Annotated in this window: 19 protein-coding genes and 1 pseudogene; 9 read left to right on the top strand and 11 right to left on the bottom strand. The window is 48.3% G+C overall.

The genetic code is table 11. The annotated features are described in order from the left end of the window. The 3 genes and pseudogenes from AXFE_RS14435 to AXFE_RS14425 all read right to left on the bottom strand — a co-directional run. Window positions 1–484 (bottom strand): annotated as a pseudogene (locus AXFE_RS14435) (IS607 family transposase); the annotation flags it as partial. A gap of 33 nt (window positions 485–517) precedes the next feature. Continuing rightward, window positions 518–1108: a response regulator transcription factor gene (locus tag AXFE_RS14430; protein WP_052606659.1), complete on the bottom strand. Its 591-nt coding sequence runs from the start codon at window positions 1106–1108 to the stop codon at window positions 518–520. Between the two features lie 406 nt (window positions 1109–1514). After that, window positions 1515–4061 carry a M1 family metallopeptidase gene (locus tag AXFE_RS14425; protein ID WP_052606658.1) on the bottom strand — a complete coding sequence of 849 codons (2547 nt, stop codon included), beginning with the start codon at window positions 4059–4061 and terminating at the stop codon, window positions 1515–1517. Window positions 4062–4886: 825 nt separating this feature from the next. On the opposite strand from AXFE_RS14425, the gene AXFE_RS14415 reads away from it, so the two are divergent. Beyond that, window positions 4887–5864, top strand: coding sequence for an adenosine kinase (locus AXFE_RS14415; protein ID WP_052606656.1), 978 nt, complete (start codon window positions 4887–4889; stop codon window positions 5862–5864). Between the two features lie 352 nt (window positions 5865–6216). On the opposite strand, the gene AXFE_RS19485 is transcribed toward AXFE_RS14415, so the two are convergent. The 4 genes from AXFE_RS19485 to AXFE_RS14400 form a co-directional block, all read right to left on the bottom strand. Then, window positions 6217–6507, bottom strand: coding sequence for a hypothetical protein (locus AXFE_RS19485; RefSeq protein ID WP_152626117.1), 291 nt, complete (start codon window positions 6505–6507; stop codon window positions 6217–6219). Next, window positions 6504–6830: a transposase gene (locus AXFE_RS14410; protein ID WP_052606655.1), complete on the bottom strand. Its 327-nt coding sequence runs from the start codon at window positions 6828–6830 to the stop codon at window positions 6504–6506. Before AXFE_RS14410 ends, AXFE_RS19485 begins: the two co-directional genes overlap by 4 nt. Window positions 6831–6913: 83 nt before the next feature. Continuing rightward, complete coding sequence (locus AXFE_RS14405) at window positions 6914–7462, bottom strand: IS110 family transposase (RefSeq protein WP_052606654.1); 549 nt, start codon at window positions 7460–7462, stop codon at window positions 6914–6916. A gap of 221 nt (window positions 7463–7683) precedes the next feature. Further along, the gene (locus AXFE_RS14400) at window positions 7684–8079 is read right to left on the bottom strand and encodes a response regulator (protein WP_152626115.1); all 396 of its coding nucleotides are present in this window, start codon (window positions 8077–8079) and stop codon (window positions 7684–7686) included. A 366-nt stretch (window positions 8080–8445) separates the two neighbouring features. On the opposite strand from AXFE_RS14400, the gene AXFE_RS14395 reads away from it, so the two are divergent. Further along, on the top strand, window positions 8446–9150 hold the full coding sequence (locus AXFE_RS14395) for a hypothetical protein (protein WP_052606652.1): 705 nt from the start codon (window positions 8446–8448) through the stop codon (window positions 9148–9150). On the opposite strand, the gene AXFE_RS14390 is transcribed toward AXFE_RS14395, so the two are convergent. Next, entirely contained in the window at window positions 9147–10820 is a 1674-nt protein-coding gene (locus tag AXFE_RS14390) for a CHASE3 domain-containing protein (RefSeq protein WP_052606651.1), read from the bottom strand. The two genes, AXFE_RS14395 and AXFE_RS14390, sit on opposite strands and share 4 nt — an antisense overlap. A gap of 588 nt (window positions 10821–11408) precedes the next feature. Here AXFE_RS14390 and AXFE_RS14385 point away from each other — a divergent pair. The 6 genes from AXFE_RS14385 to AXFE_RS21595 all read left to right on the top strand — a co-directional run bounded on the left by AXFE_RS14385 (window position 11409) and on the right by AXFE_RS21595 (window position 19799). Beyond that, window positions 11409–12053 (top strand): response regulator, encoded by a 645-nt coding sequence (locus tag AXFE_RS14385; RefSeq protein WP_052606650.1) that lies wholly within the window; start codon window positions 11409–11411, stop codon window positions 12051–12053. Between the two features lie 106 nt (window positions 12054–12159). Then, window positions 12160–13014 (top strand): glycerophosphodiester phosphodiesterase, encoded by an 855-nt coding sequence (locus AXFE_RS14380; protein ID WP_052606649.1) that lies wholly within the window; start codon window positions 12160–12162, stop codon window positions 13012–13014. Window positions 13015–13200: 186 nt separating this feature from the next. Next, window positions 13201–14232, top strand: a complete 1032-nt coding sequence (mnmA, locus tag AXFE_RS14375; RefSeq protein ID WP_052606660.1) for a tRNA 2-thiouridine(34) synthase MnmA — start codon at window positions 13201–13203, stop codon at window positions 14230–14232. A gap of 293 nt (window positions 14233–14525) precedes the next feature. Then, window positions 14526–16631, top strand: a complete 2106-nt coding sequence (ligA, locus tag AXFE_RS14370) for an NAD-dependent DNA ligase LigA (RefSeq protein WP_052606648.1) — start codon at window positions 14526–14528, stop codon at window positions 16629–16631. A gap of 129 nt (window positions 16632–16760) precedes the next feature. After that, window positions 16761–19043, top strand: a complete 2283-nt coding sequence (locus AXFE_RS14365) for a Stk1 family PASTA domain-containing Ser/Thr kinase (protein WP_052606647.1) — start codon at window positions 16761–16763, stop codon at window positions 19041–19043. 465 nt (window positions 19044–19508) lie between these two features. After that, complete coding sequence (locus AXFE_RS21595) at window positions 19509–19799, top strand: ABC transporter permease (protein WP_160291879.1); 291 nt, start codon at window positions 19509–19511, stop codon at window positions 19797–19799. On the opposite strand, the gene AXFE_RS21820 is transcribed toward AXFE_RS21595, so the two are convergent. Together AXFE_RS21820 and tnpC are read right to left on the bottom strand one after the other, a co-directional pair. After that, on the bottom strand, window positions 19698–20711 hold the full coding sequence (locus AXFE_RS21820) for a Druantia anti-phage system protein DruA (protein WP_052606645.1): 1014 nt from the start codon (window positions 20709–20711) through the stop codon (window positions 19698–19700). The two genes, AXFE_RS21595 and AXFE_RS21820, sit on opposite strands and share 102 nt — an antisense overlap. Further along, entirely contained in the window at window positions 20708–22081 is a 1374-nt protein-coding gene (gene tnpC, locus AXFE_RS14350) for an IS66 family transposase (RefSeq protein ID WP_152626114.1), read from the bottom strand. The genes AXFE_RS21820 and tnpC overlap by 4 nt, the downstream gene beginning before the upstream one ends. A 163-nt stretch (window positions 22082–22244) precedes the next feature. On the opposite strand from tnpC, the gene AXFE_RS21580 reads away from it, so the two are divergent. Beyond that, entirely contained in the window at window positions 22245–22565 is a 321-nt protein-coding gene (locus AXFE_RS21580) for a winged helix-turn-helix transcriptional regulator (RefSeq protein ID WP_052606642.1), read from the top strand. A gap of 135 nt (window positions 22566–22700) precedes the next feature. On the opposite strand, the gene AXFE_RS14335 is transcribed toward AXFE_RS21580, so the two are convergent. Continuing rightward, a partial coding sequence (locus AXFE_RS14335) for an IS3 family transposase (protein WP_052606641.1) occupies window positions 22701–23333 on the bottom strand: 633 nt, incomplete at its 5' end.

Genomic DNA, 23333 nt, shown 5'->3' with positions numbered 1-23333 from the left:
CCTCGCTAGCGTTGATAATGATTACTTCGACTCCAAAATGCTCACAAAGAGACAAAACAAGCTCTGACCCAAAACGAAGCAGTCTGTCCTTATGACTGAGCACCAGCCGCCCAACCTCGCCGGAGCAAATCCAAGAGATAAGCACTTTTAGTCCACGCTTATGGTAGTTGAGTCCTGACCCTACATCGGAGATGATCTCATAGCTCCACCCGTTTGCGGCGCAATAGCTCTCTAGGAGAGCCACCTGGCGAACCAAGTCGTCTTTTTGAGCGTTGGTTGACACGCGGGCATAGGCGATGGTAGCTCTGGTGGATGGAGCTTTATGAGGAACAATAGCACGAAGCTTAGATAGGTCATAACGCCTTCTGCCTCCTTGTGTGCGTATAGGAGGATCGATACGTCCTTCTGCTTGTCATCTCCGTAGCGTCATGGGGTGTACCCCAAGCTCCTGTGCTGGCACCCCAATAGGCACTAACCTCGTCATATAGGCATTATAGTAAACTTCGTTCAAGAGTGCTCAGCTGGAGAGTAGCAGTAGCGAGCCCCATGCTGCCAAAAGTAGCGCTTCTCTGGTGAAGACCTTTCCTGGCGAGGAGGCGAGTTTGTAGAGTAGGTCGAATTCGCGCTTTGAGAGGTCGATCTCAGAATCGTCAACTGTGGTTCGCCGGGAATTGGGGTTAATCGACAATTTTGCCATTGTTATGGTTGGTGCGCCAACTTCGAAATCGTGAAATGTTCCATTGAAGCGCCGAAGATGTGCTCGCACTCTTGCTACGACTTCAGGCGCCGAAAAAGGTTTGGTGACATAGTCATCCGCTCCAATTTCAAGGCCAGTGATCTTTGAAGATTCCTCTCCTTTGGCTGTAACTAAGATAAGCGGTATATCTGTTATTGTTCTAAGTTCTCTAACTAGGGCAAATCCATCTGCGCCAGGCATCATAACGTCGATAAGAGCTATGTTGATTTGGTATTGATCAAAGAGCGCTCTAGCGCTTGTGGAATCTCCGGCCTCGACGACATTGAAACCTTCTTTGGTGAAGTAGCTCCTCAAAAGTCGACGAAGTGGATATTCGTCGTCGACGATCAAAATTGTAGTAGTTTCTTCCATGAGTTGATTCCTAAGAGGAGAGCGCGTCAATCGTGTTGGAACGTATGAACTTTTGAATAGAGAGTGCTCTTTTAGCCCGACCTATTTTGATTCCTATTTGAGTTATTTGAGATTTTTAGATCCAAACAAGAGACAGTAGTCTCTTGTTTGGATCTAGATCTTCATAGAGAGTTTTCCAAAAACCACCAGAGCGAAAGATATCAGATCAGGAAGTATCGATTCTCTGCTTCTCCCCAATGAGTTTTATTGCTTCATTGGGGAGTTTGCCTTACACATCATGACCTTGATTTTTGTAGCCCAAGACCCCATATTGATTATCTGTAAAATTAGGGCTTTGGTTTCAGGTCAAATCCTCAAAAGAGCTGTTTTGGATGATCTGTTACTATGGTCCGCCATGTTGGTTTCGCTATAGTTGCGATCGAAGGCGATTCGAGAGAGCAAGGTTGGCCTCGAAGCGCTCCCGTATCTGAAGTAGCTTTTTCCCAGTCTCAGGGATCCGGACGTTAGCTAGAAAGTTACGGACTTCATTTGCTCGATTTGAGATCTCTGGACTATAGAGAACGGCCATTCCTTCTATCATCCTTGAGATTGTGCTTTCAGGAAAGCGGCTTGCAAGGGCTTCATAGTTATTCGCCACGAAGTCGAATGCAATTGGCCCAGATGTGGCGCCGGCGAGCATTTTAGAGATTGTAAAGGGAGCGTCCTGACTTCTAATTTCGCTTAGAGACATTCCCAAAGTCCTCTCTATCAAGGGAAGTTCGGTGAACTCTGAAAGAGCTGAAAGATAGCGCTGTTCTTCGATTGGGTCACTTGGGTGTCGATATTTGTCTAAGACGAAGGCGTAATCGGCTTCGTCTCCATTGGCCGCAATGATTCGAAGGATGCTTTGGGCCAACGAGGGTTCCATTGTGGCTTCGCCTGACATCTCTGACCTGAAGGTGCTTTGGGCAAATTCAATAACTTCTGGATCTTTGACAAGTGTTCCTAGGACCGAAATGATTTGAGAGCGTAGGACTCCAGTTGTTTCAGGTTCGTCGTCGGCTGGGTTGAAGCCCAAAACCTGCAATAGAGGCCTAAATAATGCTCCTGCGATATCTCCTATCCATTCGCTTTTTTCACTTCCAAGTGCCTTTGACGCGACTTCGAGACCTTGTGCCACGACTGCCCAAACGGGAGATTCGAGGAAGGGCCCCTGCCCGCCGAGAGCATTGGCCACATCCAAGAACCCAAGATAGTCGATCTTGGCTGCGACGACTTGAGCCCAAGAGTCCGAGATCAAATTAAACCTCTCGAGCTCCTCCAGTTTATGAATCTGTGGAATGATTTCTTGGATCAACTCTTGAGAATAAGCAACACGATAATACCCGTCGCCCTTAGCGTTTATGATGGTCGGCACGCTTGAAGAGTCGGCGATCTTAGCTCTTGTAGTATCGAGTAGATATGTGTTTAGTTCGTCGGAATCATCTAGGTTGCGGAACGTGAGCGGTACCGACCAGATCTCTCCAATTGCTGAACCTTCTGGCTTGCCGGGAATAAAGGAAAACGGCTCCTGCTCGACAATGAGGTCGGTTCCTTCCTTTTTGAGAGTCACGAGAGGAAATCCGCCCTGAAATACCCATGAGTCCATCAAAGACCTTACTGGCGCGTGCGTTGACTCCTCGAGAGCATCCCAAAGATCGGTGGTTTCCGCATTGGCATAACTATATTTGCGAAGATAGCTTGAAACTCCGGCTCGGGTTGGCTCGGTTCCGAGATAGCGTTCAAGCATTCTTAGGACGCTTCCGCCTTTTTCATAGGTTAAGATGTCGAACATACCTTGACAATCCGATGGATGCGCAACTGGGTACTCTATCGGTCGTGTTGCATGTAACGAATCAGTAGTCTGGGCCGTCGAACGGTATATGCCGAAGGTGTTCCATTTTTTCCAAGCTGGATCAAAGTGATCAGTACAGAGAGTTTCCATATAGGTCGCAAAGGCTTCGTTCAGCCAGATGCCATTCCACCACTTCATCGTAACGAGATCCCCGAACCACATATGAGCTATCTCGTGTGAGATCACATCTACGATACGCTCTTTTTCTGGTTGTGAAGCGTTTGCACTATCGACTATTAGCAACGACTCTCGAAAGGTGACTGCTCCAATATTTTCCATAGCGCCGAAGGCAAAGTCTGGTATGGCTATGAGGTCCAATTTTGATGCTGGATAGGCGATTCCGAAGAAGTCCGAAAAGAATTCAACGGCGTGGGCGGCGGCTTCAACTGCAAATGTGGTGAGATGAGACCATCCTGGACGGTGAATGATTCGAATTGGTATGCCACGAACCTCTCGTGGCGTGGTCGCCTCTAGAGGTCCAACTACAAACGCTACTAGATAGCTCGATATTGGTATTGTTGGCTCGAAATTTACCAGCTTCTTCCCCGAAGCGAGCATAACACTAGAGACCTCCGCACCGTTGGAAATCGCTATGTGTTCTGGCTCGACTTCGAGGGAGATCTCAAAGATCGCTTTCATCTCAGGCTCGTCAAAGCATGGGAATGCGCGACGTGCGTCAGTTGCTTCAAATTGAGTCGTGGCGATTTCAACGATTTGGTCTTCATCGTTACGATAGGTACTCTTATAAAAGCCAGCGAGGCGATCGTTAAGGATGCCAGTAAAGTTCATTGCTATGGCGAAGGCACCACTGGGTAATTCCTGTTCCAAATCAAGATTGGCCATCTCGTTTTCGGTATCGTAAGTGATATTTGCGTTGTACGTGCCAGATGGATCTGTAATAGTGGCGGTTTCTATTACCAGTTCGATAGCGTTGATTCGAATTGACGAAAATGCTTCAGCGGCTTCACATTTTATCTCTAGGCTTCCTCTGAAAGTTGCATCTTTGAGATTTGGTGCGATATGGAGTTTGTAATGAAGCGGATGAATTGTTTTTGAAAGGCGATAGTTCTCGGTTGTCACTTGCCCTAACGTAGTAGATTTTTTTCACTTTGGCCCCACTCTGGACAAAACTTTTTCAGCCACGAACCATCACAAACGCCTCTAAAAGTGTCTACCCCTCAGCTGGATCTGCCTTAAATGCAGGAACCTTTGGAAGACGGGGTGTGGGCTGTGACATAGATTACAATCTGATTTCCGGTTCTCTTTGGGGTGCGAATTTAGCTAAAGGGATTGTGGGAATGGCGTCTTTGTATTTTTTTATTGAAAAATAGCAGAGGCCTCTAAGTTTGGTTGATCTGAGAGACGGTTGATCTGAGAGACGGTTGATATGCACATTGCTGTCGCCAACGACGAGATTTAGGGGATTTGATTGGGTCTTTCTTTGTGTGTGATGGTCGCATTTTAGATTTGTCAACAGTATTCGCAATGGGCTTGGCCGTAGTCGTCAAACTATTAGTCTCTCGAGGGCAAGTTAGCCCTTTTTCTCTTTTTAATAGTCTCGAACGATTGAATCGGTGTTCGCCAAATGGAAGGCGCAGAGTTGTTCTTTCGTGGAACCTCTTTTATCGGTCGATCGGATGCCGTTCTCTTTTTTGATGTTGATGAGATTTCAGTGATCATGGGGAACGAGGCTCCCTAACGACGACGTTAGCGTTGTTGCCTAGGTCGTTCGATCTCTTAATGTTGCTTTCCATTCCGACGATGTCTCCTTTGGTCTTGCGTTCATTTGTTGGCTCTAGTCCTATCTGGCTGCCGAGACATCTAAGGTGGAATCTTACAAAACGCAGATCTATGGGACCGAAATAATGGTTCGGATATGATTCAGAAACGGCATAGGCTCAAAAAATGGCAGTGGTAGGCATAGGACATGCGATTATTGATCTTTTCGTTCAAGCAGAGGGCGAACTAATCTCGGAATTAGGGTTAGATCCTGGTTCGATGACCTTGATCGATGATTCAACTTCTAGGGAAGTTTTGGCACATCTTTCTGTTCTGAAGGCTTCCTCTGGAGGCTCGGCGGCAAATACCCTGGCTGGGGTTTCGAGTCTTGGTGGTGCAACGTATTTTGTCGGTGCCCTTGGAAATGATCAGTTCGCTAATAACTATCGTGATGATCTAGAGGATGTAGGGATTGTATTTATCGACAATTCCTTGGACTTGGGCGCCTCCAATACCGGCCATTGCATTGTAATTGTAACTCCCGATGGGCAAAGGACGATGCTAACCCACCTTGGTGCCTCGATTCATGTTTTGGATTCAGTGCCCAACATTGACCTTGGCCACGATGCAATTGTCTGCTATGTGGAGGGCTATCTTCTGGATTCACCATCTGGTGGCCAGAATATCGAGGCCATGTTTTCGAAAGAAATAGCAGGGGTAGAGTACGCATTTTCACTTTCAGATCGAACCTTAGTCCAAAGACGCAAGCCCCAGATCTGGGAGCTGATTAAAGGCGGTGGAATCTCGATTTTATTTGGCAATGAAGATGAATTTCTTGAATTGTGCGATTCGAACGATCTATTAGGTGCCGTAGAGAAAGTCGGTGCTTATGTTGGCGAAGGAGCGATCACTCTTGGTGCTAAAGGTTCTTTTGTATTCTCTCGCGATCAAGAACCTATAGTAGTACCAGCGGCCCAAATAGAAGTAGTGGACACCACCGGAGCCGGCGATCTATTTGCTGCAGGCTACTTGTATGCTCGTGAAAAGGGGTACCCTTCTTACGAACGAGCAAGGATGGGTAATATCTGTGCTTCTGAGGTAATCTCACACTTTGGCGCTCGTCCGCTCGTGGAATTGAGTACTTTGGTGGCCAAGGCATTTTAGGTAACCCAGTCAATTCGTCACCATGGAAAGAGGCGCTGGCACCTGATACAGAGTGATCGGAGGTATTTTGATCTATCTGTATTAGGTATTGGCGGTCATGGATAGATCATTGCTATGAGGAGTTTTTGGATACTTCCTGGTGTGTAATGCTTACTGTATTCCCGAATTTAGAGCGCGCAAAACTAGAGTACTGTGGTTGTGAGTCATCTTGTAGCTAGAGATGCCGCTTCCAGATTGGTCATGGATGTGATGTTTTAGGTCTTGGTGGTCGAACCGCTTTACTTCGCCACTTCGACGCTAAATACCACGAGAAACCATGAGGCTCTAAAGGCGGCTAGTGTCGGTGTTGGCTCTAGGCGACTGCCTGGGTCATGGTAACTTCAAAACCTAGAGCTTCTATTCGGCTAGCTAGTTTCTTAGCTTGGATAGCTGGGTCACAACGACGATCAAAGTAGTCGGCTCCTGGGTCTACATACAAGGTGCCATTGGTGAGTAGATGCCATAAAGTATCTAATATGGAGTGGGCAACAGCGACTGGCGCTTTATTAGCTCCTCTGCGTTTAGTGATACGAAGATACTGGGTTAAATAGCTGGGTTGAGTAGTATGTGCCCTTCGTACGTGCGGCTGCTCTAGCCGCCTCAATCAAGATTCGTCTCAGCCATGGGACACCATGACGTGTACCAGCTGGCCTTTTCTTTACCAGCTGACTCATAACTCGCCGGTGCGACCCCAGCCCATGCACACAGGTGACTAAGAAGTTGGAAACCTCGACATGTCACCCCTGTTTCAGCGATGATCACCTGGGCCGTGGTCTGTGATGTACCGGGTATAGAACACAAGATGGCCACCGCTGGATTAAAATCCTCTAGACCATCACAGATCTCCTGGGTTAGCTCTGTGATGGTCTTATCACAGAAGTCAATGTGGGCGATGATCTTACCGACACAAAAGAGCGTGATGATCATCAAAGGTTCCAGCTAGTGCCTCTTCTAGCTGTGAGATCTTACTTCGCATCTCGGACTTGGCCATCTGGGCTAGGACCACAGGGTCACGTGTTCCTGAGATAAGTGCCTCGATGATCTCCCTCGACGATGCGCTCCATATAGCTGAAGCTACCGAGGTGATCTTGATGTTGAGCATCTTGGAACACCTTGCCTAGGCGTTGAATCTCCTTGGTAGGTGTGTCGACTTGGCTCTTGCGATAGCGGGTCAAGTCACGTAATGCACGAATCTCAGATGGAGGCACCATTGAAGGTCTCACCATCCCATGTCTTGCAACATCGCCTAGCCACTCAGCATCGGAGAGATCGGTCTTTCGTTCTGGTAGGTTCTTGGTGCGTTGGGCGTTACAGAGCCACAAGTCAATCCCTCCAAGGCGTAGTACACCGGCTTGGGGAAGATGTCGGTTGCCTCCATCGCTATCGTTGTTAGTTCTGCCTCGGATAAGAACGATGCCAATTGGACCAGACCTGCGGAGTGTCGTTGGAGTGGTTTTCTTGGTTAGCTCAATATCGGTGGAACCACCTATCCGAGTGTATGCCACCACCGTATCGCGGTGGATATCAAGACCAGCGACTCTGTCTCTAATCTGTTCCATTGTGCTAACCGCACTAATTGTTTATTAGTGGAGGTTGTAGGGATCAGGCCAAGGTAAAGCGGAATCTGGAGTACGTTCTCGTAGCGACATTCTTTGGTTCTCAACGGTCCACCACCAAACTGGTGACGCGCTCATGGCTGCAAGAAAGGACGGTGACTACTCCCGAGGGCCTTCATCGCTAGCATTACATGCTTCAGCGGTGTTCGCAACGTCATAAGAACTTATTCAGGTTGTTTTTCTTCTGGTCTTTGGCTCATCTCGATTTTGTAGTTCTCATAGATTCCTTGGAGTGCCACCATGGTTTGATCTTTTGAGAAGAAAATATGCGCGCCAGCCATTATCGCCTCCTGCTTGATCGGAGCAGTATTCGCGGTCGAAAATGCCACTAAAAGGGTCTTTGGGTGGTTTTTTGATATCTTTTTTATTGCACTCAAACCGTCGATGATAGGCATGCGGATGTCCGTCATGGCAATGTCAGGGGCGGTGCTATCGCACATCTCGATTAGTTCAGCACCATTCTTTGCGGCGCCAACGACAATCAATTGAGGATAGTTCGAAATGGCATGGATGAGGGCCTCTCGGTATTCGTCGGAATCGTCAGCAATTACTATGCGCATTTGTTGGAGTGCCTTCACGATAAAACTCTATTTGGACTATTCAAGTATTGTCGACGATTGGCATAACTGCCTGACGTTACTGCTATCGGCATGGTAGTCAAATATTACTATCTCATTTAAATCTTTCTATGCAATATGTGTTAGATAATCAAATGAGCGACTGATTGTTTGTGAATTTCTGGAGGCATGTAATTCTTGAGAACCAAAAGCGTAAATTATTCAAGTGCAAAAATTGTCCTAAACGATTAGTGGGCCATCAAGGTTAAAGGAGTTGCATTTAGAAACCGATTAACAGGTAGAGCATACAGATAATTTTTTTAGATGCCATAGTAGTTGCGTGGTGTTTTGACGTAGATGGATTTAGCGATGGTAGAAAGAGCGCTTTGTAAGGAGATCTGGGGAGGCAACTGTCGAGAGGTCGTACTGTATCCACTATTTCGATGTGTATATGGACACTCGCCAAGTAAATCGGATCTTCCCACGGCAAGCCATACTGTGGTTGTTGATTGGGATGGGGAAACTGCTACGGTGGACGTAGCCAATCTGATTCGGACGGTTCTAAGCCCTTTTATAGGTGAAAAATTAATCGCAAAGCTTCTTGAAAACTTGGAGATTGATGCGATATTGGCTCGGGATATAGCACAAGCTCCAAACCTACCCTTTGAGCGCTTCTTGGATTGTTTGAACTTTCGTCAAATTCCGCGCCGCTCGTTGGAGTTGATGGTACACGAGATGCTCTCTTTGCTGGAAGTATCTCCCAAGGTTTCATGGCTTAGCGGTTATTCTAAAAATGAAGTTCCAGATACTTTATGGGAGATAATTAGTAACGGAGAGAATGAAGCTGTAATTGGTCCGGTCCCTGACTCTGTTGCGGATTCTAACCTAGAAAAGCTTGCAGAACTTATCGGTGACCCTGTCTTTCACCACAGTCTGATCGTCGAGATTTGTAGGCGGTCGCTCCCTAAGACGCTCGCGGATGCGGCATATGAGCGATTTAGAGTCTCTCCTAATGTGGATAAATGGGATCTTAGAGAGTCTCATGAGCTGATTGTGGACACTTATGGAAGCTAGTTTGAAAGTACAGGAGCGACATTTGTGAGAGTTCCATCGCCTAGCAGTGGAATGGTAGCCCTAAAGGAGATGAACGTTCCCTTTAGATCACCCATTGACTCTATTATTTCGACGAGAGTCATCTCTGGCGCGTTATCTCTGTCTTCTTCGATCGGATGTTTCGTGGCGATATTCCACTGTATCTGCCTCTCGAAGAGCGTCTCCTTTCTGAGATCTTTTTCGGTTTTGAAGATCAGTTGCATCGACAGCTGGCCTCCTATCGATTCGATCGAATCTACCAAAAGCGGTATGCCGAGGTGGCCGGCTTGACTATGGCGCCGCGGTCCATTTCCAATTAGATGTTGAGCCATACTCTTCAAGTTAGCTATATCAGGTTCGCTAACTTGATTTACCGAATGAATAGTCATTTCTGATTTAGAGGCAACTACTGAAAGGTCAATTGGACCTCCACGCGATCCTTTTAGGGCGTTGGATGCAAACTCTTGGACGCACCTAAATCCCAAAAGCAAGGTGGGCTCAGAGTGAGAGTCGCGATTTTTTAGTTCGGAGAGTTCGACGACGGCGTTGATTCTCGATTCGGTCCCAAGCTCTAGAGACGAAATATGCTCTTTAACTGCTTGCTCAAAGTCGGATCGAGCAAGCCCGGGGGGATAGAGAGTGGCGATCATATTTCGCATCCACTCTGTCGCTCGATCAATCAAGGAGACTACGGGATCGCTAGATAATTGTTCGACGCCGTATCCTCCCATTTGAAGACGTAGCTTCGCCGCAGCTAAGAGCTGAAGTGGATTGTCATGGATTGCTTCGGCTACCTCGCGACGCTCTCTAAATTGAGCGTCGAGAAGTGCTGTTTTTCGTTGAATGTCGAGCTCCTTGAGAATCCCTTGGCGCATTGATTCGATTGAGTTAGATAGTGACTCGATCTCTCGTACTCCATGAAGTGATACAGGGGTTGAGAGGTTACCGTTGGCCACTGTGTCGGCTTCGCTCTGGAGTTTTCGCATGGGTGTGATGATCATCAGCCAGAACATCGTTCCCAGGGTAAGAATAATTACCAGTGAAACGATTGCCGCTACCGCAACTGTGGTGCGGAGGTCGTCTAATGCAACAGTTGCAGCATTCCGCAGAGTATCTTCTGTTGTGATAGTCGATGAATTTAGTGTGGCAATTCTGTTTCTTAGGGCATCAAAAGTTGCTTGATCGGATTGAAGGCTGGCCTGTATCGCCGACTTTAATCCCGATTCTTCGAGAGAAGGTACAATTTCATGGAGCGTAGCGGAGATTTCCCATGATGTTCCAGCGAGTTGAACCGCATGCAATTGTTTGTCCAAAAGACCATAGGGGCCAAGCGCCGAGTCAAGGATCTTATAAGCTGCAGTCACCTGTTTTGTTCCCGAGACAAAAGGGGCTAAAAATGAAGTATCCCCAGTAAGCACATAGCCACGCAAACCAGTCTCTTGGTTTAAGTATCCGATTAGAAGCTGAGCCTCGGCGTTTTCAGCTGGATGGAAAAACTTCAGCGATGAGTTGGCGACATTTGCTTCGTTTGAGACGGCGGCAAAGATTGCACTTGCATTTACTAATGCGGCTACGCTCAGCAGGAGTCCCGCAAGGAGAAATATCGCAGAAAAAGAAAGTCGTGATCGTTTTATTCTAACTTTGGTGATCATCGAAGTTACTTCCTTGGGTAATGAAGAGTGGGCGATTGAGTTTCGCATGGACCTAATTTGTATGTCGGTCGTCTCGAGCTAAGTCAAGGTGCGAATTGACAGAGATCTCTTATGTGACCTTCAATGTTTGTGTATAGTTGTGTTGTTTAGGTCGTCAATTTGATACTATCTCTCGCGAACTTTAACCTTTGTAGTCATTTTGACTATTCCGCAGAAGTTTTCGGCTTTTTATGCAGTTATTGGTTTTATACTCCAAGTCTAAAGCACCATTAGTTGTAGGGATATGTTTGATCGGGTGCGATTTGAATATGGTATCGCGGCTTCGGGGGAGTGCGACTGGCGGTGCCGTATGTTGTTGGTGACTTTAGGTTTTTTGGGGGCGGGCGTTACAGCACTCTTATTTTGGGCTCAAAGCCTATCCTAATCAAGTGATTTGACGATGACTTTATAGTCTTTGAAATTAGGAAGTAAATTCGAAGACTTCTCCTCAGAGTTTTTGTCAGGTTGCTCTAAAAACTTTTCACAGACGTCAATTTTGCAAACAGCGATCGACGATGACCAGATGGGCTATGTTTACGGAGGCCTTTATTGATACTAGGTGAATCCATTCAGATATTGATCGTAGAAGACCACACGGTCTTTGCTGAAACTATGTCGATGGCACTTTCGGCACAGTCTGATATGAATGTGGTAGGTGTGGCTAAAGATGGCTCAGAGGCAGCCTCGATGTTGAGAAGTTATCATTGCGATGTGGTTCTTATGGACATGCGCCTCGGTGAAGACGAAGGACTGGATGTTATTGAACGCCTTAGGCTGCTGAATGGCGAAGTGGCCATACTCGTTTTAACTGCTGTTAGAGATGCTCGTAGCGCTGCATTTGCAGTCTCGCATGGCGCTGCGGGATTCTTGACTAAGGATATGCCCCTGAGCGACGTCATCCGTGGTATCCGCGACTCCGTTAGAGGGCGATCCGTAATGGAGCCTTCGATGGCTACTGAGGTTTTGAGTATCCTGTCGGGGCGGCGTCAGCGCGTTGGTGATAATTTGACCAAGAGAGAGATCGAAGTCCTTCACATGTTAGATGCTGGTAATTCGGCTGCGGAAATTGCTGGATCTTTGAATATCTCTTTAAATACAGCTAGAAATCATATCGCAAGGATAATCTCCAAGTTGGAGTGTCATTCGATGCTCGAGGCCGTTTCTACTGCGCGCAGAGAGGGAATAATCGACTAGGCCGCTTTGAATAAGGTGTTTGGTTGAAATGGTTATTTGATGAAGTTGGGATCTGCAAGTTTGATCTAGCATGGTAGCGGTGTAACTTCCAAGACCAAAGGCAAAGATGGCTAATAAGTGGCTAGAACAACGTGTTATAGGCTACGCTCACCAAGGTGGAGCTTTCGAGGCGCCGGCCTCGACCTTTTACGCAATGGACAATGCAATAAAATTGGGTATGACTGGGCTGGAATTAGATATCCACAGAAGCGCTGATGGCGTTTTGATAGTTATGCACGATGAAAGTGTTGATAGAACTTCTTCAGGGGAGGGTCGAGTCTCGGATCTAACTTGGGAAGAGCTCTCAGCCCTAGATAACAGTTACTGGTTTGTCCCCGACTCAATGGAGGCAAATAGCGTTGGTCATCCACCTAAAGACTATGTCTATAGAGGTCTTGCGCCCGAGAATCCGGAATTCGGAATTGCTCTATTTTCGGAGATTCTGGAGCGATACAAAGATGTTTATATCAATGTCGACATAAAACAAGCCTCTCCAAATTCGCTTCCCTACGAGACGCAGGTAGTCGACGAGATCGTTGCTGGTGGAGCAATCGATCGAGTCATGGTTGCCTCCTTTAGGGATTCCTCTCTTTTTGCAGTTCGAAAGTATAACTCTGAAATATCCACATCGGCGGGGCCGGGTGAAGTTTCGGAGTTTTATTTTGCGCTTTTGAATTCATTCAAAAGCGCAGTTGCAGTAGCACTTGCGGTGCCCTATGTCGCTTTCCAGATTCCGCACTTTTACGGCGAGATTGAACTTGCTACCAAGGAATTCATCGATGCAGCACATGCAGCGGACAAGGCGGTGCATGTTTGGACAATTAATGATCCTGCGGAGGTAGAACTTCTTCTCGAGAGAGGCGCGGATGGGATTATTTCGGATTGCCCGAGCGTTGTGAGCAAAGTTATACCAAGGAAGTGATCTCTTGGCGGCTGATCCTATTGCGAGCAATAGTTAGCTTGGGTTGAAGTCGATTGAATTGACATTTTTAATTTCTGTTTTTCTTTGTTCATGGTTGGCCCATGACCTAGGCAGAATCATATTTGGTGCCTTGTGCAGAACAAGGTTTTTGGCAATTTGCCTCGTTTTTCAGGAAGAAATAATCAAGTGAGAGTACTGATAGCGATGTCGGGTGGGGTTGACTCTTCCGTTGCTGCGTTGATGATGAAAAATGCGGGACATGAAGTTGTTGGCGCCACAATGAAGTTGTGGGGTGGAGTTAGCGATTCGGGTTGTTGCTCTGTCTCGGATGTGGCAGACGCGCGAATGGTGGCTGGACGAATTGGAATAGACCACCATGTCTTTAATTTTACAGAAGAGTTTGAATCTAATGTAGTTGACCACTACGTTAAGTCTTATTCAAGTGGATTGACTCCAAATCCTTGCATAGAGTGTAACCGGAAGATTAAATTTGACTTATTTATCGATCGAGCGCTACGTCTTGGATTCGATATGGTGGCAACTGGCCATTATGCAAGGGTAGAGGAACGAGTAGACGGATTTCATCTTTTGCGCGGTATCGATCCGAAAAAGGATCAATCCTATGTGATCTCTATGCTAAATCAACAGCGCTTAGGTCGATTGATTCTTCCGATTGGAGATTTTCCTAAAGAGCAGGTTCGAGAGATTGCTAAGGATGCTGGTCTTATCACGGCTAGTAAGCCTGACTCCCAAGATGTCTGTTTTATTGCCTCCACCACTTCAAGAGTTGAGTTTCTCTCTAAGCGAACAGCTGTCCATGAAGGTGTAATTGTCGACTCAGATACTGGGAGCGAACTCGGTAAGGTTGAAGCTATTGAGACAGTGACGATTGGGCAGCGGCGGGGATTGGGAACCGTGGGCGACTCGAAACGTCGATACGTGATAGAGGTGCGTAACGACGAGCGAAAGATCGTCATGGGGACGCTTGATGATACCTACGCGTCGATGCTTCACTTTGGAGATCTTGCCACGACTCTAGGGCCAATCGAGGAGGGATCTCATGTGATGATTCAGACTTCTTCGCACGGTTACGTTAAAGGCGGCACCTTTTGGTTTGATAGGGTAGAGCTAGATGAACCCATTCGTAAGGTCGCCCCCGGTCAAACGGTCGCCTTTTATAGGGATGATGAGGTGTTGGGAAGTGGGGTTGTGAGATGAGGCTGGGTCAGTAAATTTCTCTTTTTACCTCTTCTTTGGGGTGCGCCGAGGCAAATACTGTCACCACTTTTCCACTGCTACCAACTTTGCCATAGGGATTTTTGAAATTAGGCAATTTGTCAGTCTGATATCGGATTGGATTTGCCAGTGGCTAACCAAAGTGGGTTAGTTCCAAAGTGGGTTTGTCAAGCGCAATGAGTTTTTATGGCAATCTGGCTCGATTCGGATGCAGATTTTTTGAGATAATGATCTAGTAGTTGATCTATTTTTATTTGGACCTAGGAGCAGATGCAATGAACTTCGAAGCCGCAGATGAGATCGAGGCGTCTTTGTTGATGAGGCGTCTTGAGTCTCAAATTCGCCAATGGGATCTTTCCTACTACGTTTTAGACACCAGCATGGTTTCGGACTATGACTACGATCTAGCGTTTTCTCAGCTTCGAGATCTAGAGGAGAGGTTCCCGCTGCTTCGAAGCGATACCTCTCCGACTGCGAAAGTTTCAGGTCTGGCTCACGAGCTCTTTAGATCGGTTACTCATGCGATTCCAATGCAAAGTTTGGACAACGTCTTTTCGATCGAGGAGCTCGGTGGCTGGGTAGAAAGAACCCTCAAAACACTTCGAGAGGTCGATGAAACTAAGAGCCCGAAGTTTTGCTTTGAGTTGAAGATAGATGGTCTAGCAATGGCACTTTCCTATCGGCAAGGTGTCTTGGTAAAAGCAGCGACCCGGGGCGATGGGACGATGGGGGAGGATGTCACTGCAAATGTTTTGACTATCGATGCAATCCCAAAGACGCTTGGACCCCACAGGAATGATATAGATCTTGAAGTGCGTGGTGAGATTTACATGCCATTATCTTCTTTTGATCACCATAACGAGATGGCGCTAAAGGCTAGATCGGATGAATCTCTCTCGCCAAGTGAGAAGCCCAAAGTCTTTGCCAATCCAAGGAATGCCGCAGCGGGCTCCCTAAGAGTCAAAGATCCCAGGGTAACCAGAAGCCGCAATTTGAGTTTTTTTGCCTACCAAATTGCTTACTCATCGAACGCCCACTTTGAAAGTCATTTCGATTCTCTTGGATATCTGAGAGAACTTGGATTTCCTACAAATCCCAATACGACTAGAGCTAAAGATTTAGAAGAGATTGCCCAACTCATAACTCGATGGTCAAGTGGTCGTGAAACAATAGATTACGAGATCGATGGTGCAGTCTTGAAGATCGATTCTATCGAGGATCGAGAACTGCTTGGATCAACTTCAAGGGCACCTCGTTGGGCTATCGCTTATAAGTACCCACCAGTGGAACGCCATACAAAATTGGAGCGCATCCTTGTCTCGATTGGAAAGACCGGTCGCGCCACCCCTTTTGCGCAACTGCAGCCCGTGGTGGTTGGAGGGTCGGAGGTAGGATTAGCAACCTTGCACAACGAAGATCAGGTCGTACTAAAGGACCTGCGCGAAGGTGATACGGTAATTGTACGCAAGGCTGGCGACGTCATACCCGAGGTCTTGGGAGTGGTTCTAAGCGAGAGAGCTGCAGGTTCTTCTCCTTGGAAGTTTCCAGAGCTTTGCCCGGAATGCGGGGGTGAGCTCGTTCGCTATGAGACAGAGGTGGATCGTTACTGCACGAATTATCTTTGTCCAGCTCAGGCTGTAGCACGCATGACGCACTTTGCTTCTCGGTCTGGGATGGATATCGAGGGCCTTGGGGAGTCGATAATCTCGCGACTTTATCGACAAGGACTTCTACTAGATGTATCTGATATCTATCGTCTGACAGCTAGGCAACTTCTGTCACTGGAGCGATTTGGCGAAAAGAGTGCAAGTGCACTGATAGATTCGATTGAAAAGTCAAAGGAACCGCCCCTTGCAAGGTTCTTGGTTTCGCTAACAATTCGCCATGTTGGCCAGGTGGCCAGTGAGGCCCTTGCTGACTATTTTGGCAGCTTGGAGAAGCTGCGAGGGGCTAGGGCATCGGAGATTTCTACGATTGAAGGAATCGGACCCACCATAGCCGCGGGAGTTGAATCTTATTTTAATGATCCGCGACAGCAGGGGCTCCTTGATTCATTGATTGAACTGGGGGTGCGACCAAGGTCAACGCAAAGGCCATCGAACCAAGCTACCTCCTCCTCGAGCTCTGGTCCTTTTGCCAATCGTGTCTTTGTGGTGAGTGGAACTTTACGGGGTTTTAGCCGGGAGGAGGCTGAACAAGCAATAAAATTTGGTGGCGGTAAGGCGGTCTCAAGCGTCTCGAAAAAAACCACAGCTCTCATAGTTGGTGCTGACCCGGGAGCATCTAAGGTCTCCAAAGCACGTGAACTGAATATACCCGTGATGGATGAAGATTTCTTCGTGGCGTTGCTTAATGGCGAACAATTGCTTTGGGACCTATAATAGAACTTTAGATATTTTGCTTATCGCTAAATCCCCCCTTATTTTGGTGAATTCCATCTAGAATCATCAAGGAATTGGCTTTTATGTGTCAAATTTTTTTCAAGAGGTTATCGATCTAGATGGTTGCGTTTGAAGCGGCTAAGTGAGCACATTGGTGCGGTTCTTTTAGATAGGTATGTACTGGTCGATTTAGTCGGCCAAGGTGGGTCAGGAGTGGTTTATGCCGCTAAGGACCTAACCTTAGGTCGCCGGGTCGCCGTTAAGCTTTTGCATGAAGGTTTGAGCTCGGATGCTGCCTTTATAAAGCGATTTCACGCTGAAGCCAAGGCAGCAGCTTCCTTGAATCATCCCAGTATCGTTAGAGTCTTTGACTCTGGCGAAGAGCATGGCGCTCCTTTTTTAGTCTTTGAATTTTTAGGTGGCGGCACTCTTAGGGATTATTTGGACTCGGGAGTCCAACTTTCAATCCCGCAAGCCGCTCGAATTTCGCTTGAGATTGCCCAAGCGTTGGCTTATGCCCATAATCGGGGATATGTTCATCGTGACATAAAACCCTCAAACCTGCTCTTTGACGATGAAGGCAGAATAAGAGTCGCCGACTTTGGAATAGCTCGAGCCTTAGCTGAGGCTGCATGGACTGAACCAGTTGGAGTGGTCATTGGAACCGCGAGGTATGCCTCTCCAGAGCAGGCTCGAGGAGAGCAATGTTTTCAAGAGGGGGATATCTATTCTTTTGCTCTTGTGATTATTGAAGCGATAACAGGAGAACTTCCTTTTTTGTCGGATACCACCTTTGCTACGGTTATGGCAAGGACCAAGGAAAGTATCGTCGTTCCGGATTCGCTTGGTCCATTGCGCAATCTCGTCAGCGAGATGGGTTCTTTGGGCGTCAAGGATCGCCCATCTGCAGCTTCAGTAGTTGAGCGATTGGCGGTTATCGCCAGAGAACTTCCAATACCAGATCCGCTTGATTTGACGTCTTGGACGCCATCAAAGAATGCTTTTGACCCGCCTACTACTGTTTCGCGTATACCACCTGTCATTGTGCCTAGTAGCGCTGTTGGAATTGACCTTGAGGGGGCATTAAACCCAGAACATGGCGTTTTGGATTCTAAATTTGTGCCGCCGAGTCCATCTAACGATTTTTTGAGGTCCGTGGAGTTAGCGAATGCTAAAGGTGAGTTTTTCGATCAAGATGAGCACCTTCTAATTCCAGAAGAAACCACGCTAGCTTTGAGTGGGACAAGCGCGAAAACTTCTAATGCTCCAGTGGACCAAAAGGCTCATTCTGATAGTGAGAGTGGTCTAGGGGAACTGCATTGGTTTGAAGCGCTACAAGCCGATGCGGATAGTACCTTAACCGTTGGTCAAGTCGGGGCTGTAGCGGGTCAAACTTTAATTGAATCAAACCAAGAAACGAGAGGCCCTAGAGAGGACTCTCAGTCCGACGGGGTAAAGGTATCGAAAAGGCTCAAGAAATCGAAGGGTGAAGGAAGTGATGCCACGGAATCGTCGCAAAAGCGTCGTTCGGTTTTCAAGCGCAGTGCTGTTTTGCTTGGCATCCTCGCGCTTGTTGTGGCGGTGCTAATCGTAGCTATAAGCGCTCTCTCTTCTCCGGCAAAGTTTTCCATTCCAAATGTCATTGGCAAGGCTGCATCTGTGGCTCAAGGCAGTATTACTAAAGCGGGCGGCGTGGCATCTACTTCTGCCTCGGTTTATGACCCCTCTATCCCAAAGGGCGACGTGGTATCTCAATTTCCATCGCCTGGGTCTCTGGTTGTAAAAGGTGTCAAGGTAAATCTCACCATTTCGCTGGGGCCACCTTTGGTAGCAGTTCCAAATGTAGTAGGTGATCCGCTTCAGAGTTCTATTGATACACTCACCTCTAACCATTTGAGCTACACCACCTCTAGCTCGTATTCTGAAACCGTCCCTACGGGTGATGTTATCTCCCAATCTATTACCGGAACCAAGGTCGTACAAGGTTCTAAGGTGGCACTTGTAATTTCAAAAGGTCCGGTGCCGCGTATTGTGCCGAACTTGGTTGGGCAAAGCCTTGCGGCGGCAAAGTCGACACTTGGAAGTCAGGGTCTCAACTTGACATCCCAGGTGGCCTATTCGAATTCGGTCCCATCGGGTTCAATAATTTCACAGAATATTCCAGCGGGCAATAGCGTCGCAAGGGGCAGTACGCTTTCGGTTGTGGTCTCACAGGGTCCACACTTAGTTAGTGTCCCTGATTTGACAGGAATGACACTTTCGCAAGCTCAGGCAGCGCTAGCCGGCGTCGGATTGAGCGTTGGTTCGGTATATGCGCCCAAGGGAAGTATCGTTATAATTCTTCAGAATCCGCTGGCTAGCACCTCGGTGCTTTATGGGTCAACCGTCGATATCTATGGAATCAAGATGTGAACTAAGTCCATTACCGTAACTTTTTAACGACGAAGACAAAAAGTGGGGCTATTTGCCGAGTCTATGGTCGCACTTTTGGAAGTGGGCCGTTTTGTAGATGCTCTATTCGCGTTGGTTGCTGGTGATGGCTTAGTTGGATCTTTGGATTTAGGTGGTCTTTCTTGTTTTGATCAGCTTGGCGATGGGTTAGATTGCAAAGCTTTGCCACTTATGCAATTTTTTTATTTGGAAATCGCAAGTGGTGGTTCTTTGTCCGCCAAAATATCTATAGTTGCAAAGTGAACTCCATGTATAACCGCTAAATCTTCCAAATTAATCGTTCCTCCAGTTGGAAGCAGATCTCGCCTTCGGAAAGGGTGTTGAAAAAGCCCCCGGTGGAATGAGTGGTGACTATTTCTTTTAGGGCGGTCTTTCGTTTTTTAGACGGTTTTTCCGTATCGATGGAATCGCAGGGGTATCGTAAACTTGGTACTGACCATCGGGGGAGTAATTCTCCTCGTTTTGACTGGCTTGATATTCTTTGGGCTTCATATGCCAAAGAATATAGTGCCGACAATATTTGCTCTTGTGTTGGTCACGCTTGCGGTCTACTCGGTCGGTGCCTTGATCGCAGCTTTGGCGCGAACCGAACGTCAGGCGATAGCCATCGCCAATTTAGTTTACTTCCCGGTTATTTTTCTCTCGGGAGCGACAATTCCATTGGTTATCTTTCCACCGATAATGATAAAAATCGTAAACATTTGGCCAACCCGTTAGAGAGTGACCTCCCGGGCCAATCTGATATCCTGTTGCGTTTTCACTCGGGTGAATCAAGGATGCTCCGATAGTTACGGTGCAGCGGGTAGAGATAGACGTCCTTGACAGAGAGAGCGTATTGGTTGTAGCGATCAAGTTTGCCCCGACCTTTGGTTTGCCCGACACGGATCCAGTTCGCCGCCTTGTAGCTCGCTCCGGTGAACCTGGCAGACTCCACGAAGGTCTCCAAGAGTACAGGTTGGTACCCGTAGGCGAGTAGCCAGTCGCCAGGGGGAGGCGGCGAGCGACACGGGAGAGGATGTATGAGGCGAGGTTCACAACACGTACCTGAGGAAGAATGAGAAACCTCGCGTTGCCAACCACAAGGTGCAGCCGTGTCTCGCGGGTCGCTTTGTCCCAGCCGATATAGTTATCGCGTGGTGCGCAGCTCCATGGCGAGGCAGCGAAGCCGATCGCAGCGATAGTTCCAGAGGAGCTCTCGATGAGATAGCGCCCCTCAGCACCGGCAAAGGTGGTGTAGCCGAGGTAGTGGTAGCTTGCAATGAGGTTTCGCCAGCGCTGCTTTTGGGCTTTGGTATCTGCTATGGCGAACTTGATTGGACAGAGATCGTCGAGCGATTCAGGATAGGCAAAGGGTAGCTCAGCGATTGGCTTTGCGTAGCGGGTGATGAGTCCGTTGCCGTTGCCATGCAGTGGCTTGGGCAAGGTGACGAGTCCGTCTCTGTCCATACGCAACAATGCAACGCGCGCCGACATGTCCTTCTTGCGCCCGTCGAGACGATACCAGCCAAGCGCCTCGCAGACTGCGTCAGCAATTGCCTGTCTTGTCGGGTACACAGCGATCAGGTTGGAGATGACCTCAAGGTCTGCTTGGGAGAAGTCCCGCCCACAGTAGCGCAGTGTTTCACTCATGGCATTGGACCAGGTGGCGACATGCGCCACTCAACAAGATCAGTCTCGCTCGCAACCCAGGGGAAGAACCGCTCCAGCGCGGCGGGATTCGGGGCCCTTCCCCCAGCGGCGGCACATTCTTGTAGGTAGGCGATGAGATAGGCGAGTGGGTTGCACCCAGCACGCTGGGCGGTGGCGGTAATGGTCCAGATCCGCGCGGCCAGGGTGGCTGCCCATATTGAACCGGATCCATAGCAGTTCTTGCGTATTACTGCCGGGTTGCGAAGTACAGCCTCTGCTGGGTTGTTATCGAGTGGCAACTCGGGAAACTCTTCATGACGGCAAAGGCCTTCCCATTCACGATCCAGTGTTGCGAGCACCTTTATGGCCCCAGGGTGAAGCGTCGGATCGCAAGCCTCAGCCTTTCTGGCAGTATCCATTGCTCTGATGATCCTGGTAAAGTCCTCCTCAGCGCGTAAGCGCCCGGTAGTTCCCGTCTCAAGTGCTTGGCGTGCATGATGTGCTACATAAAGCGACCCGATGCGAGCGAGCCATGAAGTAGTCCAACTCCGCAGCTCTTGATGCGCATCGCTAGCGCGGATGAAGTAGCGCCTGATGTGTGCCCAACACCACAACGGGTCTACTCCCTCAAGTGCACCAAGGGACTGGTAGACACTGTAAAAGTCTGAGCTTATCAGGAGCTGTCGGCCAGGTTCGAGCGAACCCGCATCTATATCGATACCCAAATGCTCGGCTACCACTCTCGTCGAGCATTTGGGATCGATCAAGAACACCACGGTGTCGGGACCGAGGAAGGTCCACAGCCACCAGCGGTTGCCCGCTTTGTCAGCTACCGCCTCGAACACCTTCCAGGATGTCTCGTCGATGTGCAGATGCGCCGACTTTGCGTTCCTCTCCCTAATCGCTGCGTCAAGTTGCTCAAGTAGGTCCGAAAGCGCCTTGAGCGCTCCTGTCAAGGTGCCTTTTGAAACCTCGAACCCGTCATTTGAGAGAGCTGCGACGATGCGTTCCAAGGGACGCCCGATCACGTACTTCTCCACTACCAAGCGGCCCAGGAACCCTGAGGTGAACATTCCCTTGGGGATTGGCTTGGCCGGGACCGGTGCGACGAGCATGCCCCGAGTCTGACACTTGCAGGTGCGCCGGTAGGTAGGGCGGCGATGTCGGTGTCGCACGATGTGTACTTGCCAGTCGATCTGGTAGGGGGTCTCTTCGCCGAAGGCGGCATAAGGTGCCCCGCAACCCGAACAGATTCGCTCGTTGTCTGGTACGTCGTGGATCACTTCGACGGTTTCAAGGGCCGAGTAGTCCCGTCGGCCATGCCCTGGACTCTCTGGTTGTTGACCACGGGGGCGTTTCTCACCTGTGATATCGTCTTTGCCTCTTCTAGGCTCGACTGGCTTACTCTTCTCCTACGAGGTGCCAAAGACTGTAAACAGCGGAATTAAATTGACCCACATCAGCGATAAAAATTGACCCACCCAACAGACAATACTCTTGAGTGAATTATCCAATTTCACGAAGGAGTTTTACATGCTGGAGGGTAGGCCACTTATGAACATATTTGATTTGAAGCAACAAGGTCTCAGTTACCGAGAAATTGCCCGAGAAACTGGACATTCAAGAAACACCGTACATAAATATCTAAGAGACGGAGCAAGTTCTAAACCAATCGAGACAAAGCCACAACGAAACTCAAAACTCGATCCCTATAAGTCTGAGGTCGATCGACTTGTATCTGAAGGACTTCTGAGCGTTCCGGCAATCATGTCAAGAATTGTTCCACTGGGTTATACCGGTAAAGAAAGTATCTTGAGAACCCATTGCGTAACGTTACAGAACTATCTCAGCTGAGAACTGAACAGAGAGGAGAACCCATTGCGTAACGTTACGGAACTACCTATCTCAAAGATCTGCGAGAGACAGGGGTGTGATCAAATACTTCCGGAAGATTGCATTGAGGTTGCCCATAAATAATGGACACATTGACTACGCCGCCTTGGCGGACTCCAATAATGTTAGTTCATAACCAACTGGTGAGACGTTACCGATCTTCGAGTACCGCCTTTTATGGTTATAAAAGTCCATGTAACTCCTAATCCCAGCCCTCAATTCGGACATACCTTCAAATACGTGCCGGTAAAAGTACTCGTGTTTGAAGATCGACCAGAACGATTCAGCTGTTGCATGGTCGTAGCAAGATCCAGTTTTACCCATTGACCGGATAATGCCATTCTGTTCACGGAGTTCCACGACGCGACGATCGGTGAATTGGCTCCCGCGATCGGTATGGAAAATTGCGCCTTGGATATCGTCTCCCCTGAGGGAGATTGCCTGCTGGAGTGCTTCAATGACAAGGCTTGTCCTCATGTGGCGATCGACAGAATATCCAAGCACCCTGCCGGAGTGCTCATCACGAATAGCACAAAGGTAGGCAAATCCCTCTCCAACTCGCAAATAAGTGATATCCGAGGTAAGAACGGCATTTAGATATCCCTTGTCGAAGTCACGTTCGACGAGGTCACTGGGATAACAAGCCTTTGGATCAGCGGTAGTGGTTTTGACTTTGAATGATCTGGGGGATATACCCTCTATTCCAAGATCTCTCATCCGAGTTGCAAC

Origin of the sequence: Acidithrix ferrooxidans, assembly GCF_000949295.1 — a bacterium.
Lineage (GTDB): Bacteria > Actinomycetota > Acidimicrobiia > Acidimicrobiales > Acidimicrobiaceae > Acidithrix > Acidithrix ferrooxidans.
This window is presented reverse-complemented; position numbering and strand designations above follow the sequence as displayed.